Annotated in this window: 17 protein-coding genes and 1 pseudogene; 7 read left to right on the forward strand and 11 right to left on the reverse strand. The window is 70.0% G+C overall.

What is annotated here, in order from left to right; genetic code table 11:
* Window positions 1–153: 153 nt before the first annotated feature.
* From ABZS69_RS56675 to ABZS69_RS56690, 4 genes and pseudogenes are all read left to right on the forward strand, one after another.
* Window positions 154–651, forward strand: coding sequence for a hypothetical protein (locus tag ABZS69_RS56675; RefSeq protein ID WP_355390094.1), 498 nt, complete (start codon window positions 154–156; stop codon window positions 649–651).
* A 103-nt stretch (window positions 652–754) separates the two neighbouring features.
* Window positions 755–941 (forward strand): annotated as a pseudogene (locus ABZS69_RS56680) (acetate--CoA ligase family protein); the annotation flags it as partial.
* A gap of 90 nt (window positions 942–1,031) precedes the next feature.
* Window positions 1,032–1,154 carry a hypothetical protein gene (locus tag ABZS69_RS56685; RefSeq protein WP_355390096.1) on the forward strand — a complete coding sequence of 41 codons (123 nt, stop codon included), beginning with the start codon at window positions 1,032–1,034 and terminating at the stop codon, window positions 1,152–1,154.
* 167 nt (window positions 1,155–1,321) lie between these two features.
* Window positions 1,322–1,927, forward strand: coding sequence for a CBS domain-containing protein (locus tag ABZS69_RS56690; protein ID WP_355389927.1), 606 nt, complete (start codon window positions 1,322–1,324; stop codon window positions 1,925–1,927).
* Window positions 1,928–2,030: 103 nt separating this feature from the next.
* Here ABZS69_RS56690 and ABZS69_RS56695 read toward each other — a convergent pair whose 3' ends face one another.
* From ABZS69_RS56695 to ABZS69_RS56710, 4 genes are all read right to left on the reverse strand, one after another.
* On the reverse strand, window positions 2,031–2,888 hold the full coding sequence (locus ABZS69_RS56695; protein ID WP_355389928.1) for a universal stress protein: 858 nt from the start codon (window positions 2,886–2,888) through the stop codon (window positions 2,031–2,033).
* Complete coding sequence (locus tag ABZS69_RS56700) at window positions 2,885–3,100, reverse strand: hypothetical protein (protein ID WP_355389930.1); 216 nt, start codon at window positions 3,098–3,100, stop codon at window positions 2,885–2,887. The genes ABZS69_RS56695 and ABZS69_RS56700 overlap by 4 nt, the downstream gene beginning before the upstream one ends.
* A gap of 61 nt (window positions 3,101–3,161) precedes the next feature.
* The gene (locus tag ABZS69_RS56705) at window positions 3,162–3,686 is read right to left on the reverse strand and encodes a hypothetical protein (RefSeq protein ID WP_355389932.1); all 525 of its coding nucleotides are present in this window, start codon (window positions 3,684–3,686) and stop codon (window positions 3,162–3,164) included.
* 181 nt (window positions 3,687–3,867) lie between these two features.
* On the reverse strand, window positions 3,868–5,562 hold the full coding sequence (locus ABZS69_RS56710; RefSeq protein WP_355389934.1) for a GAF domain-containing protein: 1,695 nt from the start codon (window positions 5,560–5,562) through the stop codon (window positions 3,868–3,870).
* Between the two features lie 208 nt (window positions 5,563–5,770).
* Between ABZS69_RS56710 and ABZS69_RS56715 the strand changes: the two genes are divergently transcribed.
* A complete protein-coding gene (locus tag ABZS69_RS56715) occupies window positions 5,771–6,412 on the forward strand; it encodes a response regulator transcription factor (RefSeq protein WP_355389936.1) in 642 nt (213 codons plus the stop codon).
* 43 nt (window positions 6,413–6,455) lie between these two features.
* On the opposite strand, the gene ABZS69_RS56720 is transcribed toward ABZS69_RS56715, so the two are convergent.
* The 3 genes from ABZS69_RS56720 to ABZS69_RS56730 all read right to left on the reverse strand — a co-directional run bounded on the left by ABZS69_RS56720 (window position 6,456) and on the right by ABZS69_RS56730 (window position 9,340).
* Entirely contained in the window at window positions 6,456–7,667 is a 1,212-nt protein-coding gene (locus ABZS69_RS56720; RefSeq protein ID WP_355389938.1) for a hypothetical protein, read from the reverse strand.
* A 97-nt stretch (window positions 7,668–7,764) separates the two neighbouring features.
* Window positions 7,765–8,601, reverse strand: a complete 837-nt coding sequence (locus tag ABZS69_RS56725) for an FKBP-type peptidyl-prolyl cis-trans isomerase (RefSeq protein ID WP_355389940.1) — start codon at window positions 8,599–8,601, stop codon at window positions 7,765–7,767.
* 319 nt (window positions 8,602–8,920) lie between these two features.
* Window positions 8,921–9,340, reverse strand: a complete 420-nt coding sequence (locus tag ABZS69_RS56730) for a hypothetical protein (RefSeq protein ID WP_355389942.1) — start codon at window positions 9,338–9,340, stop codon at window positions 8,921–8,923.
* A 261-nt stretch (window positions 9,341–9,601) separates the two neighbouring features.
* On the opposite strand from ABZS69_RS56730, the gene ABZS69_RS56735 reads away from it, so the two are divergent.
* Both ABZS69_RS56735 and ABZS69_RS56740 read left to right on the forward strand, forming a co-directional pair.
* A complete protein-coding gene (locus tag ABZS69_RS56735; protein ID WP_355389944.1) occupies window positions 9,602–10,933 on the forward strand; it encodes an ATP-binding protein in 1,332 nt (443 codons plus the stop codon).
* 120 nt (window positions 10,934–11,053) lie between these two features.
* Window positions 11,054–11,971, forward strand: a complete 918-nt coding sequence (locus ABZS69_RS56740; protein ID WP_355389946.1) for a glycerophosphodiester phosphodiesterase — start codon at window positions 11,054–11,056, stop codon at window positions 11,969–11,971.
* An 80-nt stretch (window positions 11,972–12,051) separates the two neighbouring features.
* On the opposite strand, the gene ABZS69_RS56745 is transcribed toward ABZS69_RS56740, so the two are convergent.
* The 4 genes from ABZS69_RS56745 to ABZS69_RS56760 are packed head-to-tail and all read right to left on the reverse strand — an operon-like array spanning window position 12,052 to window position 15,408.
* Window positions 12,052–13,218: an aminotransferase class V-fold PLP-dependent enzyme gene (locus tag ABZS69_RS56745; RefSeq protein ID WP_355389948.1), complete on the reverse strand. Its 1,167-nt coding sequence runs from the start codon at window positions 13,216–13,218 to the stop codon at window positions 12,052–12,054.
* Window positions 13,215–13,952 (reverse strand): amino acid ABC transporter ATP-binding protein, encoded by a 738-nt coding sequence (locus ABZS69_RS56750; protein WP_355389950.1) that lies wholly within the window; start codon window positions 13,950–13,952, stop codon window positions 13,215–13,217. The genes ABZS69_RS56745 and ABZS69_RS56750 overlap by 4 nt, the downstream gene beginning before the upstream one ends.
* Window positions 13,949–14,596, reverse strand: a complete 648-nt coding sequence (locus ABZS69_RS56755; protein WP_355389952.1) for an amino acid ABC transporter permease — start codon at window positions 14,594–14,596, stop codon at window positions 13,949–13,951. Before ABZS69_RS56755 ends, ABZS69_RS56750 begins: the two co-directional genes overlap by 4 nt.
* Entirely contained in the window at window positions 14,596–15,408 is an 813-nt protein-coding gene (locus ABZS69_RS56760) for a transporter substrate-binding domain-containing protein (protein ID WP_355389954.1), read from the reverse strand. Before ABZS69_RS56760 ends, ABZS69_RS56755 begins: the two co-directional genes overlap by 1 nt.
* Window positions 15,409–15,559 lie beyond the last annotated feature (151 nt).

The raw sequence follows: 15,559 nt of genomic DNA on the forward strand, positions 1-15,559 counted from the left end.
GGGCAGGGTGCGGCGGAGTCGGAGCTGCTGCAGGTGTGCCGTACGGCCGGGATGCGGCTGATCGGCCCGAACTGCCTGGGCGTGGTGAACACCGGAGCCTGGCTGAATGCCAGCTTCCTGCCGCACCGGCCCGTCCGCGGGCGTGTGGCGTTGATGTCGCAGTCCGGCGCCGTGGGCGCGGCCCTGTTGGATCGGCTGGATGTGTCGTCGTTCGTGTCGGTCGGCAACAAGGCCGACGTCAGCGGCAACGACCTGCTCGAATACTGGGAGGACGACGACGACACCGGGGTGATCGCGCTGTATCTGGAGTCGTTCGGCAACCCGCGCAGGTTCGCCCGCATCGCTCGCCGGGTCGGCAAGCGCAAGCCGGTTCTGCTGGTCAAGAGCGGCCGCGGCGAGGCCGGCGGCAGGGCGGTACGCTCGCACACCGCCGCCCGCCGACGCCTGCGAGGCCCACGGCCTGATCGTTCCGGAACTGCCGCCTGGGTTGCTGGAGGCACGTGCCGCCGCCGCGCTGGGCAACCCGGTCGACCTGACCGCCGACGCCGGCGCGGCCGAGATCGGCGCCGCCGTCGAAGCGCTCGCCGCTTCGCCCGACGTCGAATGGCGCCGACTCCCCGTCGAACCCGTTCCGGTTCCTCCACCGGCTGATGAAAAGACCGCCCGACAGATCGTCCGCTCGGAGTTGGCGGCGCGCCCGGAGGGCGGCTGGCTCTCCCCCGCCGGCACGGCCCGGCTGCTCTCCTGCTACGGCGTGACGCCGGCGGAGTCCGTCGACGTGGACGGGCCTGAGGCCGCGGCTGCCGCGGCCTCCCGCATCGGGCTGCCGGTCGTGCTCAAGACCACGGGCCCCGTGCACAAGAGCGATGTCGGCGGGGTACGGCTGAACCTCCGGACGCCAGATGAAGTACGGCAGGCGTATCACGACATGTCGGCACGGATCGGCGCTGAGATGACCGGAGCGATCGTCCAGCGCATGCTGCCCGGCGGCGTGGAGATCATCGTCGGCGCTGCTCGAAGACCTGCCCGAGGTGGCCGAACTCGACCTCAACCCGGTCATCGTCAGCCCGGACGGACCGGCCACGGTCGACGCCCGGATCAGGGTGGCGCCCTGCGACAAGCCACCCTCGCCACTGCTTCGGAGACTTCGCTGACCAACGACCGTCCCGTTCGGGACCTCCGCCCCTAAAACGTCGGCCATTCGCGAGATGCGATGGAAGTGACACGACAAGGAGGAAGGCATGAACGCCATCGTGCACCGGGAGCGCGGACTCCTCCCGGAGCTCTCCGGGGCCGACTCCACGAGGGAGGGCAGGTAGCCATGCTCGTACGCGAGGTCATGAGCAGCCCGGCCATCACGGTCCGCCACACCGACCCGGTGCGGCGGGCGATCCGGCGGCTCTACGGTCACAACATCACCGCTGCTCCGGTCGTCGACGAAAGCGATCTCCTCGTGGGCGTGGTCAGCGAGTTCGACCTGCTGCGCGGCGAGTTCGAGCCCGACCCCCGCGCCACCGTACGGCCCGCTCCGAGCTCCCATGAGCCCCCGCCGCGCCAGGTGATGGAGGTCATGACCAGTGACGTCGTCACCGTCACCGAGACGACCGATGTCACCTCCGCCATCGACCTCATGGTCGGCAAGCGCGTCAAGAGCCTGCCCGTACTCCGCGGCCACGAGGTCGTCGGCATGGTGAGCCGCTGCGACCTGATGGCCATGCTCGCCCGCCCCGACGGCGAACTGCGCGAGGCGGTGGTCGCCGCCCTGCGCGAGCAGTATCCCTCCGGCCCGAGCTGGGAGGTCGCCGTCCGCGACGGCGTGGCCGAGCTGAGCGGGCCACCCCACGAGCACGCCGACCACATCGCCGACCTGCTCGCCCGCACCGTGCCCGGCATCGTCCGGGTCAAGCACCGTCGGGGATCCCCATGAGAACCATCGACGGGCCAGGGCAGCAGGGCCTGCGTGGACCGGAGTGCCGCGCATGCTCAGGGCGACGGCACGCGGCAAGCACGTACCGGTGAGGGGATTACGGTCAGGGCCGTCTCCCCGGCGTGCCGATCACGGCCACCGGGCAGCGCGCCCTGTGCAGAACCCCGTGGCTGACCGAGCCCAGCACCGCCGCGGTGAACCCACCCCGGCCGCGTGACCCCACGACGACGAGATCGGCCGCCTTCGACGCCTCGACCAGGGCCGGAACCGGGTGTCCTGGCACGATCGACTCGACCAGCTCGACCTCGGGGTATTTGTCCCGCCAGGGCGCCACCCGCCGCCCGATCTCGGCCGCCTCGTCAACGGGAATGGGACCGTATCCGGCAGGATGCGGGGCGAGTACGGGGTACCGCCTGCCGTAGAGCACGCGAACCCGCGCCGTGCGAGCGGTCGCTCGGTGGAGGGCGTACGCCATCGCGCGGTCCGCGTCCGGGGAGCCGTCGTAGCCGACCACGATCTCACCACGTTCCTCGCGCGGGAGCACCCGGACGACCACCAGTGGGCTGTCCGTGTGTCCGGCGAGCCCGAGCGCGACCGATCCGACCGCCAGCCCGGCGTATCCGCCCAGCCCTCTGCTGCCCACCACCAAGGTCTCGGCCGTCTCCGACTCGCTCCTGAGCCGCTCCATCACCGCACCGGTGACCAGGGCGATCGAGATCCGCGTCCCCGGGGCGAGCGTACGCGCCCGCTCGGCCGCGCCGTCGAGCAGCAGATTGCACCGCTCGGTCAACGTCTCCTTGCCACTGGCGGCGGTGAGCGGGTGCTCGGCCGCCCAGGGCTCGCGCACGTTCACGATGCGCAACGGCAGGCCAGTACGTTCGGCGTCCTCGGCGGCCCAGGCGAGGGCCGTCCCCGCGGCCTTCGATCCATCCACGCCCACGACGATTGCTCGGTTCATCATCGACCTTCTTCGGAGACGCTCGCCCAGGTGTCGGTGTTCGACGGTGATCCGCCCTCGCTTCCTTCGACCGGCCCCACGCCGCCCTTGTGGACCGCCTGCACGTCGTCGGTCCTGGCCGGCAGCGTCACCGTCCGGGAGATCTCCCACCTCTCCAGCTCACACCCGACGCGTCTGTGGCGGCAGGGGAGGAAGTCCTCGTTGCCAGGGACCATCGGCCGAAGCAGGCGCGACGCCCGCCTCCGGTGGCCGGAGGCGGGCGTGTGGCGGTCGGCACTACTTCAGCCAGGGGGTGCGCTGGACGATCGGCAGGTTGCCGAGTCCGAGCGTGGTGCCCGCGCCGGCGAGGGCGAGGCCGATGAGCACGATCGAGTAGACGATGTGCTCGTCCATGAACGGGTTGTTGGCCAGCGGCAGCTCCGCCGCCCACATGAGGACCAGCATCAGCGTGCCGGCGCCGGCGACGACGCGGGTGCCGATGCCCAGGACCAGCGCCAGGCCGATGCCCAACAGGCCGGCCATGAACAGCCAGTCCACCCAGGTCTGCCCGGCGAGGGCGCCGAAGAAGCCGCCGAGCGCGTTCTCACCGGTGCCCTTGAGGAAGCCGGTCGTGGGGCTGCCGCCCTCGATCCAGGCGCGGTTGGCGGGAGTGGCGAAGCCCCAGCCGAAGGTCTTGTCCAGGAACGCCCACAGGAAGATCCAGCCAATCGAGATCCGGGCGATCGCCCAGACGTAGTCGACCGGGTGCTTGCCGGCGGGGGTGGCGGTCTGTCTGGCGGGCGTGTTGACGGTGGTGGCCATGACGGCCCCCTTTCGCTGCGGATGCGTCGTCCTTCTCGCACCTCAAGCACACCGTCTGCGGCTGTTGAGAAGCAGTGCCGTACGGCCCTTCAGCGTCGGGACCTTCGTCCCGTCCATGCGCGGGGAGGCGGTCAGCGGTCCACTCAAGGTGGCCTGCAGCCGGTTGGAGGCCGGCTCGATCTCACAGCGGGATCTGCCAGCGCAGCCGGGTGCCTCCCCCGTCGGGCGTCTCCAGCTTCGCGGCCCCGCCCAGCCGGGTGGCGCGTTCCTCGATGTTGCGCAGGCCGCTGCGACGTCCCGCCTCTCCCAGGCCGATGCCGTTGTCGGTGACCACCAGAACGAGTTCGCTGCGCGCGACCTCGACGAGGACGTCGGCGCGGGTCGAGTGGGAGTGGCGGACCACGTTGGACAGGGCCTCGCGCAACACGGCCAGCAGGTGCTCGGCGAGCGGTTCTGGCACCAGGGTGTCGATCTGCCCCTCCATGCGCAGGCCGGGCATGAATCCCAGATGGCCGCCGGCGCCCTCCACCAGTTCCACGATCTGCCCCCGCAGACTGGGCGCGGCCTCCCCGCCCGAGCCTTGCAGCGCGAAGATGGACGAGCGGATCTGCCGGATCGTCTCGTCCAGCTCGTCGATCGCGTACTGGACCCGCTTGGCCGCCTCCGGCCGCTCGACCAGCCGGATCGTGCTCATCAACGTCATCGCCGTCGCGAACAGCCGCTGGATGACCACGTCGTGCAGATCCTTGGCGATGCGGTCGCGGTCCTCCAGCAGGCCCAGCCGTTCGGCGTCCTTGCGTGCCTCGGCCAGCTCCAGCGCGATCGCCGCCTGGCCGGCGAACGCCTCCAGCATCTGCTGATCCGCCCCGCTGAACGGCAGCCGCCCGCTCCGCTTGGCCAGCACCAGCACCCCGCGCACGTTCGGCGCGCCACCGAGCGGCACCATCATCCCGGACCCGTACCCCAGCCGACGCAGCGGCGAGTCAGGGTACGGTGCGCTCTGCAGGTCCACATCGGAGAGCGGATCACCCTTGGCGAACACGTCTCCCGCGAGCGTGGCCGACACCTCGAAAACCGTGCCCAGCAGTTCGTGCGCGCCCTCCCCCTCCACGACCTCGGCGATCAGGGACTGTCTCGACGGGTTCGGCAGCAGCACCTGGACCAGGTCCGCGTCGCTCATCTCGCGGGCACGGGCCGCCACCACGCTCAGCACCTGCTGCGGGTCGGCACCAGAAAGCAGGTTCGTGGTGACCTCCGAGGACGCCTGCAGCCAGGTCTCACGCCGCCGCGACACCTCATACAGCCGGGCGTTCTCCACGGCGACGCCGGCGGCGGTGGCCAGCGCTATCACGACGGCCTCGTCCTCCTCGTCGAACTCGCCGCCGCCACGCTTCTCGGTCAGGTAGAGGTTGCCGAACACCTCGTCCCGCACCCGTACGGGGACGCCAAGAAACGTCCCCATCGGCGGGTGGCCCGGCGGGAAGCCGTACGACTCGGGATGGTCGGAGATGCGGCCCAGTCTGAGCGGCCGCGCGTCCTTGATCAGCAGGCCGAGCAGGCCCAGGCCGTGCGGCCAGTGCTCGATCCTGGCGATCTCCTCCTCGGTCAGCCCCACCGGGATGAACTGGAGCAGCGTGTCCTCGTGGCCCACCACGCCCAGCGCGCCGTAACTGGCGTCCACCAGCTTGGTCGCGGTCTCCACGATGCGGCGCAGCACCGTCTCCAGGTCGAGGTCGCTGCCCACCGACACGACGGCTTCGAGCAGTGCGTGCACCCGGTCCCGGGTGGCCAGCACGGCGCTGAGCCGTACCTGCAGCTCGGCCAGCAGGTCATCCAGCCGCATCTGCGGGATCAACGGGCGGTGCTCGCTTTCCATATCGATCAGTCTCGCACCGCGTCACAACGCCGCCTACCCTCCATCGGCAGGTGCGGGCGGGCGCTCACCGCGTTCCGAAGGTGAAGGTCCCCGGCGTCTTTCCTCCCTCCGAAGGCTGCCGGGATCATGGACGACAGCCGCGCCAAACGACCGGCTTTGGGACTTTGGCCTCTTTGTGAGCCTTGAACGGGTGACTAACGTCGGGGGCATGATTCGTGTGTTCCTCCTTGACGACCACGAGGTCGTACGGCGCGGGGTCGCGGCCCTGCTGGACTCCGAGGACGACTTGGAGGTCATCGGAGAGGCGGGCACCGCCGAGTCGGCCATCGCCCGCATCCCCGCGCTGAAGCCCGACGTGGCGGTGCTGGACGTCCGACTGCCGGACGGCAGCGGCGTGGACGTCTGCCGGGAGGTGCGCTCGCAGTTACCGGGGCTGGCGTGCCTGATGCTGACCTCGTTCGCCGATGACGACGCGCTGTTCGACGCGGTGATGGCCGGGGCCTCCGGCTACGTGCTCAAGCAGATCCACGGCTCCGACCTGGTCGGCGCCGTCCGCACGGTCGCCTCCGGGCAGTCGCTGCTCGACCCGCAGACCACCGCCGCCATGCTGCAGCGGTTACGCGAGCAGGCCGCCCGCAAGGACCCCCTCGCCGCGCTGACGGAGCAGGAGCGGCACATCCTCGACCTGATCGGCGAGGGGCTGACCAACCGGCAGATCGGCGAACGGATGTTCCTGGCGGAGAAGACGGTCAAGAACTACGTCTCCAACCTGCTGGCCAAGCTCAACATGCAGCGCCGCACCCAGGCCGCCGCCCTCTCTGCCCGGCTGCGTGACGACCGGCGCGCCTGACCCAGGCAGCGGATCCCCAGGAGCAGAGGGCTACCACGTGCGGTCAGTCGCCGTGCAGGCCGTCCGGGTCGCAGTAGTCGACCTCGTTCGTCGGCCTGAAGGAGGAGACGATGATCTCGCGCTTGAACGGGCCGCCCTTCGGCACGTCCTCGGCCGACACCTCCAGCGTGAAGTGCTGCATCGCCCGCAGCGCGCGGCCGCCGACGACGACCGGACGGCGCACCAGGTAGATGGCGGACCAGGGGCAGCAGTAGTAGCTGCCGAACGGCTTCCCGCCGGCATCGGTCGCGAAGACGATCGCGCCGCTGTGCCGCGCGGCGTCGATCTCGGCCTGGATGCGCAGCGTGAGAGCGGGGGCAGGGTCGTAGTCCCACATCTCCTTGATCGCCTGACGTGCCCGCGGATCGGCCTGCCAGAAGCTCCGCTTCTGCGGGTCGGTCAGGCACCACGGGTCGAAGTCGCGGACGTCGGCGACCCCCAGGTCGGCGGGCGGAACGACCTGCCGTGCACCGGGCCCCTTGTAGGCACCGATCAGCCCGGGCATCGCGATGAGCTGGCCGAGGTGGTAGTAGATCTCCAAGGCGCGCTGCAGGCGCTGCTCGATGGCCTCGTGCATGCGCGCGGCAGGGTTGGTGTCCAGCAGCCCCTCGGCGTAGTCGGCGGCCGTCGCCGCCTCGGCGGCCAGCTGGCGCAGCCGTTCCAGCGCGTAGCGGTGCCTGTCGGCGTCGGAGACGGTCTGCTCGAAGACACCGAGCGCGACCTCGGCGTGCCGGCGGACGGCGCGCGCGGCGGCGAGCATGCCGTGCAGGTGCGGCAGCGGGCACGGGCTGGCCTCGGCCCATTCGGGCAGGTCGGCGGGGAGCAGCACTTCTTTCTCCACCAGGTAGCGGGAGTTGCCCGCGGCCTGGCGCGCCCGTGACACCCAGCTCTCCACCTGGGCGAAGCAGGCGTCGACCTGCAGAGCGGTGACCTGCGGCACGTAGCCGACGGTGCTCGGGTCGGCGGCGTAGTCCGCGTCGAGCAGGTGCTCCCCGATGGCCTGCAGGACGAACGCGTTCCAGGTGCACAGCAGTTGCCCGGCGGCCGCCTGCGGGCCGTGCCACAGGTTCACTCCTTCGGCGGCCAATCTGGAGCGCAGTGCCTCGGCCTGCTCCAGTTCGGTGTAGACGAGCCCGCCCGCCCGGCGATAGGCCTCAAGCTCGTCGGCCCGGACCTCCCCCTTGAACGCCGCCGTCATCCGCGTCATGAACGACATGCATGCCTCCCCGTTGCCCCGTTTCGTCGTAGCGTACGGGCGAACATGATCCCCCAGGCGGGACATTTCGATCACGACTTGCGAACATCGCGGCGTCTCAGTACGCGCCCAGAATGTCGATGACGAAGACCACGGTGTCGTCGTCCTTGATCCCCGCCCCCTCCGGGGCCTTCTTGCCGTACCCGTCCGCGGGCGGGATGACCAGCAGCACCCGGCTGCCGACCGTCTTGCCGGTGAGCCCTTCGAGGATGCCGGGAATCGTGCCGGTCAGCGACGACAGCGGCGCCACCTCCCCCCTGTTCCAGGAGGAGTCGAACACCTTTCCGCCCCGCCAGATCTGCCCCTGATAGTGGGTGATCAGCATCTGGTCCGCGCGGATGGCCGGGCCGTCTCCCTCGATCAGGGTCTCCGCCCGCAGTTCGCCAGGAGGATCCGACGCCGGGATCGCCACCGCCGGAGCCCCGCCCGCCGGCCCTGCCGTGACCTGCGGGAGTCCCGGGCCGGCCGGGCGAACGCGCCCGGCCGCGGTGGCGGTCTTCGGGTAGGCGGCGAGCAGGTCGACGACGTAGACGAGCGTGTCGGCACCGGTCACCCCGGTCTCCGCGTTACCACCGGCCCCATAGCCGTCCTTGGGGGGAATCGACATCACCACCCGGCTGCCGACCTTCTTGCCGAGCAGGCTCTTGCCCAGGCCGGGAATGAGCTCTCCGATCCGCATCACCGCGGGCTTGCCTCGGTCATGGCTGTTGTCGAGCCCTCTGTGAGACGTGCCGGTCCAGGCGTAGCTGGCGAACTGGACGACGGCCAGGTCTCCCTGGGCCACGGCCGGGCCGTTGCCCGCGATCGCGGTCACGGCTTCGAGGTCCTCGCCCGGCTGCTCTCCCTCGGCGAAGGTCACCTGCGGCTGCTCACCGAAGGCCCCGGTGACCGTCAAAGGGTCCTTTCCCGGGAGCAGGGAGGACGTGACCCCTGCGACGAACGCCAGAACGGCCACCACCCCGCACGCCAGGACGATCAGGCGTGTCGAGCGCCTGCGTTTCGTGTGGCCGCCGGCACTCCCCCGCAGGCCGGAAGCGGATGTGACTTCAGCGAGGTGCCCCATCAGGCCTGTTCCCCTCCCACGGTTCGCCGATCATCGACAGCTACGCACCGTCGCCGCCGGTGGTTCAACCACCGGGGCGGACCGGTGCGGCGACGCCCCCGGCTCCGGATGATCGCCTCAAGCGCGACCGCCGAAGTGAGTGTGGCCGGTCTCAAGCACCTGACGGAGTGGCGCTCTGGCCTGTCTGCAGTTCGCCGCCCAAGGTCTTGCGCAACGTCTCCAGGACGGCGGGCGCGGCCGAGACGACCCAGCGGCGTCCGACGAGGTGGGAGCCGCCGTACATCTGCGCGTAATCCAGCCACTCCCGCCTGCCCTGCTCCGTCGTGAAACTCGTGACCACGTAGTTGCCGTCAGCCGTCCTGCACACCCCCTCGCGCAACTCGGCCGCCTTGGTCCGCATGGCGGGCTTGCACCCGACCTTCGCGGCGAGTTCCTCGGCGCTCAGGGCGGCCTCCTGGTAACGGCCGGGCGCAGGGCTTGCCATGGCCACGGGCCGGGCCTCCGAACCGCACCCGGCGACCAGTACGAGCGCGGCCAGCGCGCCGATGACACCCTGCGACGAACCTGGCATGGCGAACCCTCCCACAAGCGACCGATGGGAGATACGCCCGGCACCATGCCCGCAGTTCAGTCAGGAACGAGGATTGTCCGCACCACATAGAGTTATGCGAAACCCCCTTCTCCCGGGGCCTTCCTCGCCGACCGGCAATCCGGCATATGTAAAGGTCAACGGCGATTCTTTTGCGAATCCCCTCTCCGGGTAGGTGTCACAGTTAGTGACACGGGGGATCGAATGGCGGCACGACTGTTTCCGCGCTCGATCCGAGCGCGCGTGACCACGCTCGCGACCTTGATAGCGGCGTTGGTCTTCACCGTCACGTCCACCATCGCTCTCGCCACCGTGCCGTCGAACCTGCGCGGACTCGTGCATACCAGGGTGGAACTGGCCGTACACAAGGTCGCCGACCAATCCCATACCAGTCGCCTTCCGGCGAAGCTGGAGACGCCGTCGCACGTGCATCTGCTGCAGGTGGTCTCCGAGGACGGCAAGGTGCTCGCCGCCTCCCCCGATCCGCACGGAGCCTCGCCCGTGATGACCCTCCAGCCGGACAGGCGCGAGAGAATCCACGTCGCCGAGCGTCAACTGCCGCCCGTCCGGGGGGAGGACGGCGGCGAGTACCTCGTGATAGCCAGGCCCGTGCACACCCCGCAGGGCCGTGTCATGGTGTACGGCGCGGCCTCGCTCGCCGAGGTCAACCGGGTGCTGGCGTGGCTCCACGTGCTGGTGTTCCTCGGCGGGCCGCTGATGCTGGTGATAGTCGGCGCGACGACGCGGGCGGTGGTCGGGCTCGCCCTGCGTCCGGTCGAGCACATCCGCGTGGAGCTGGCCGAGATCACCGGCCAGGACTTCAGCAGGCGCGTAGGCATACCTGAGACCAGCGACGAGATCGCCGACCTGGCTGCCACCACGAACCGTACGCTCGACCGGCTCGAACGCTCCGCCGAGTCCCAGCGCCGTTTCGTCGCCGACGCCTCTCACGAGCTGCGCAGCCCCCTCTCGGCCCTGCACGCCCAGCTGGAGGTCGCCAACGCCTACCCGGACGAAACGGACTGGCAGTCCACGGGCGCGCAGGCGCTGGCCGCCGCCGACCGCCTGACAGGCATCATCGACGAGCTCATGATGCTGGCCCGGCTGGACGCCGGCGCGGTCGTGCAGCGCCGCGTGGTGGACATGTGCCGGGTGGCCCAGGAGCAGGTGCGTCGCCGAGAAGGCTCCCGGGCCCGCATCTTCATCAACCCGTGCAAGCCCGCCCCGGTGTACGGCTCGCCGATCCAGCTCGACCGCATGCTGACGAACCTCCTCGACAACGCCACCCGGCACGCCGCCACCAGGATCGACCTCTCGGTCGAGGTGGCGGGCGACAAGGTGGTCGTGACCGTGGCGGACGACGGTGAGGGCATCCCGCCACAGGACAGGGAACGAATTTTCGAACGCTTCACCCGCCTGGACGACGCACGGGCCAAGGACAAGGAGGGCAGCGGGCTCGGCCTGTCCCTGTCCCGCGAGATCGCCACCGCCCACGGCGGCACCCTCACCGTCGCCGACCACTGGCCCGGCGCCCAGTTCGTAGCCGTCCTGCCGCTCTACGAGGGAGAGCCGTAGCCTCCCCACGCGCGTCACCCTTTTATCTCTACAGATGAACAGCTGGTCAGCTGTTTAAACTCTGTGCAATTGGCCAACTACTCTTAGTGTCGATCCTTGGTGGTCAGAAAGGGGCTGTACATGAGAACCGTCCCCTGTCCCCGTCGGCTCCGTCCGGCCGGAGACGGCACCCCCGACGCACCGCCCTGGCGGCACGCGCGGCCGGCACGCGCGTGGCGGCGGCCCGCCGTGACAGTCGTGCTCATCGTGCTCACGTTGATCCCCACCACGGCCGTCCCCGCCGACGCCGTCCGGGCGGGCGGCCGGTGCCGCACGCCCGGCCTGATCGCCCATCGCGGGTATCCCCTCCCGGGGTCGGACAACACGCTCACCTCCCTGCGCCGGGCGCTGGCCGCAGGCGCCCGGCAGGTGGAGATCGACATCCGCTTCACCAAAGATCATCAACCGGTGCTCATGCATGACGCCACGCTGAATCGCTCCACGAACGGCACCGGCCTGGTGGCCACCTCGACCCTGGCCCGGGTGCGCACGCTGCGTGCCGGCGACGGACTCGCGCCGCCCACCTTGGCGCAGGCGCTGAGCGTGCTGCGCGGCCGCGCCAACCTGGTGCTGATCGAGCTGAAAAGCGTCCCGGACGAGGCCGACATTCAAGCTCTCGCCGCCGTCTATCACCGTTATCGCCCCTATCGCTGGACGGCGCTGACCTCGTTTCTCCCCGCCGCGCTGACGCGAGTGTCCTTCCTGCCGGTCGCCCGGGGGCTGGTGGCCCGCACCGCGCCCTCTCCCGCCCAGGCCCGGCGCTACGCCTTCGTCGCCGTCCGCTACGACCGGCTCTCCCGCACACAGGTGCGCCGCTACCACTCCGCCGGGGTGCCCGTCTACGCCTGGACCCCCAACACGCCCGCCGCCTGGCGACGCCTGGCCGGATATGGCGTCGACCGCATCATCACCGACCGAAGCGCCCAGTATTCGAGGTGGGCGAGCAGCAAATGCGGCAAACGCGGCAATCCGCGCCCGCACCGCCCCACCACCGCGTAGCGCACGACCAGGGCCGCGCGGCGGCCGTCGGCGACCCCGTCCAAGCGTCCGAGGGCGAGCCGATGACCGCCGCGCCGAGGTCAATCCGCCAGTTCTTCGAGGAGCCGGTCCATCTCCTCCTCGGTGTTGTAGTAGTGAACGGAAGCCCGCACCACCGAGGCCAGCCCGCGATCGGTCATGTCCAGGAGCGTCGAAGGCGCGCGTGAGACGCTGACGTTGATCGATTGAGCGGCCAACCGGCCCTTGATCTCATCGGCGGGCACTCCGTCGATGGTGAAGGTGACGATGCCGCACTGCTCAGTCCCTTGATCACGTATCCGGCAGCCGGGGATCGCCGCCAGCCGGGCGCGCAGCAGACCGGCGAGGGCGTAGACGCGGTCACGGATATGCGCCAGGCCCCAGCCGAGTGCCTCGTCGATGGCCGCGCCGAAGCCGAGCCGGGCGGCCACGCCGTACTCCCAGTTCTCGAACCTGCGCGCGCCCGGGTGCACCTCATAGCGGCCCGAGGCGACCCAGCGGGCGCCGTGCAGGTCGAGGAAGGGCGGGTCGAGCCGGTCCAGCGCGGATTGCCGTACGTAGAGCAGGCCCGTGCCGCGCGGAGCCCGCAGATATTTGCGGCCGGTGGTGGACAGCAGATCGCAGCCGAGCTCGGCGACGTCGACCGGGAGCTGGCCCACCGACTGGCAGGCGTCCAGCAGGAACAGCGCCCCGGACTCCGCCGCGGCCTTGCCCACCTCGGCGGCGGGGTTGACCAGGCCGCCGTTGGTCGGGACGTGCGTGATCGAGATGAGCCGGACACGATCGTCGATCATCTCGCGCAGGGCCTCGACGGAGATCTGGCCGAGCCCGTCGTTGGGCACCACGTCCACCTGGACCCCGAAGCGCTCGGCGACCTGGAGGTAGGCGATGAAGTTGCTGGCGTACTCCGCCTTGCTGGTCAGGATGCGGTCGCCGGACCGCCACGGCAGGGCGTAGAAGGCCAGGTCCCACGCCCGGGTGGCACTGTCGACCAGCGCGATCTCATGCGGCGCGCAGTTGAGCAGCCGCGCCGCGGAGACATGGACGGCGGCGAGCCGGTCCGCCGCCCGCGCCGCCGCCTCGTAGCCGCCCAGCTCGGATTCCAGGCGCAGGTGGCCGACGACGGTGTCGAGCACCCCGCTGGACGGCAGGGCGGAGCCGGCGTTGTTGAAGTGAGCCACATGCCCGGTTCCCGGGGTCTGGGCGCGGGCGAGCGCGACGTCGATCACGAGGCCACCAGCCGCAGGAACGCCCGCACCCTGGGATGATCGGGCGCGGTGAAGAAGCTCGTCGGCGGCCCCTGTTCGATCACCGTGCCGCCGTCCATGAACACGACCCGGTCGGCCACCTCCCGGGCGAAGGCGGTCTCGTGCGTCACCACCACCATCGTCATCCCCTCCCGCGCGAGCTCGCGCATCACCTGGAGCACCTCCGCGTGCAACTCGGGGTCGAGCGCCGAGGTGGGCTCGTCGAACAGGATCACCTCGGGCTCCATCGCCAGCGCCCGGGCGATCGCGACCCGCTGCTTCTGCCCGCCCGACAGCTTGGCCGGGTAGCAGTCGCACTTGTCCGCCAGCCCCACCCGGGCCAGCAGGTCCCGCCCGCGAGCCGCCGCCTCACCCCGCGGGACCCGTCGTACGGAGACCGGGCCTTCCATGACGTTCTGCAGGGCAGTCAGGTGCGGGAACAGGTTGAACTGCTGGAAGACCATCGCGGTACGGCGGCGCAGCTCCCTGACCTGCCTGGCCGGAAGGCGGGTCCCGCAGGTCACCTCGGCGCCGCACACGCCGATCGTGCCCCGCTCCGGCTCCTCAAGCAGGTTCAGGCAGCGGATCAGGGTGGTCTTGCCCGAGCCCGACGGGCCCATGATCACCACTACCTCGCCCCGCTCGACATCCAGATCGATGCCCTTGAGCACTTCCAGGTCGCCGAATCGTTTGTGCAGTCCGCGAACGCTGATCATGCGTAGGCCCTTTGCATCCGCCGTTCCAGTGCCTGCTGCCCGATCTGCAGCAGGGTGTTGACCATCCAGTACAGAGCTCCGACCAGCAACAGAGCCTCCATGTAGCGGAAGGTCGAGGTGCCGATCCCCTCGGCCACCCGGGTCAGCTCGACCACGGTCACCGCGGAGGCGAGCGAGGTGTCCTTCATCAGCGCCACGAACCTGCTGCCGACGGCCGGGGTGGCGATCCTGATCGCCTGCGGGAAGATGATCCTGCGCAGGGTTTTCCAGTACGGCATGGCCATCGAGGCCGCCGCCTCCCACTGCCCCTTGTCGACGCCGAGCACCCCGGCGCGGAAGTTCTCGCTCAGGTAGGCGGCGCTGAACAGGGTGAACGCCACGATCGCCGACGGGATGGGCGGGATCTCCAACCCGATCTGCGGCAACCCGAAGTAGATGATCATGATCTGGATGAGCAGCGGCGTACCTCTGAAGACCGACACGTAAGCCGCGGCGAGGGCGCGCAGCACGCGGCTGGCGGAGATGCGGGCGAGCATCACGAGTGCGCCCAGCGCGCTGCCGAGGACGAACGAGACCACGCCCAGCACGATCGTCAGCGCGAGCCCGGTGAGGAGGTCGGGCAGGAACTCGATGAGGAGGTCCATCAGATCTTCCCCAGCTCGGCCGCCATGTCCAGGCCGCCGAGCCACTTCTTCGAGATCGCGCTCAGCGTCCCGTCGGAGATCATGTCGCCCAGGGCCTTGTCCACGGCCTGCTTGAAGGCGGTCGACCCCTTGGCGAAGGAGATCCCGTTGACCTCCGACTCCAGCAGCGGGCCCGCCGGCCTGACGGCCAGACCGTTCTTCTGCGCCAGGAACGCGCCCTGGAAGCGGGAGACCAGGACGGCGTCCGCCCGGCCCCTGCCGACCTCGGTCAGGCCCAGCGTGGCGTTGTCGTACGTCTTGACGTCGGCGTCCGGGATCGACTTCTTCGCGAACGCGGCCTGGGTGGTGCCCGCGGTGACCGCGAGCTTCTTGCCCTTGAGGTCCGCCACGCCGTTGATGGAGGTGTCGGCATCGGCCACGAAGATCGAGATCCCGTTCACCTGGTACGGGCGGGAGAAGTCGACCTGCTTCTTTCGCTCGTCGGTGATGGTCTGACCGGCGATCACCGCGTCGAACCTGCCGGCCTGAACCCCGGCGATGAAGCTCTGGAAGTTCGACGCGACGAACTCCACCTTGGCGATCCCGAGCCGCTTGGCCAGCTCGTTGGCCACGTCCACGTCGTAGCCGGCGGGCTTGCCGCCCTCCAGGAAGTTCCACGGCGGGTTGGCCTGGGTCTGCGCCACCCGGATGACACCCGCGGCCTTGACTCTCTCCAGGAGATCGCCGCTCTTGCCCTGCGCACCGCAGGCGGTCAGGGCAGTCGCCGTGGCGGCGATCACCACCAGCCGAAGGATCGAATTACAGTCAGCCACCGCCGGTGCCTCCTTCTCGCGCATGACGCGCGGCTTGCCGGTCGGTCGTGAGCCCCCGATGCCCAAAAGAGCACCTCAAGACCTACATAGTCACATATGTTCATATGACTAGTTGTTACCAAGAGATTGCATCGGCGGGACCGTATCCGTC

The organism is Nonomuraea sp. NPDC005650 (genome assembly GCF_040605375.1).
Classification (GTDB): domain Bacteria; phylum Actinomycetota; class Actinomycetes; order Streptosporangiales; family Streptosporangiaceae; genus Nonomuraea.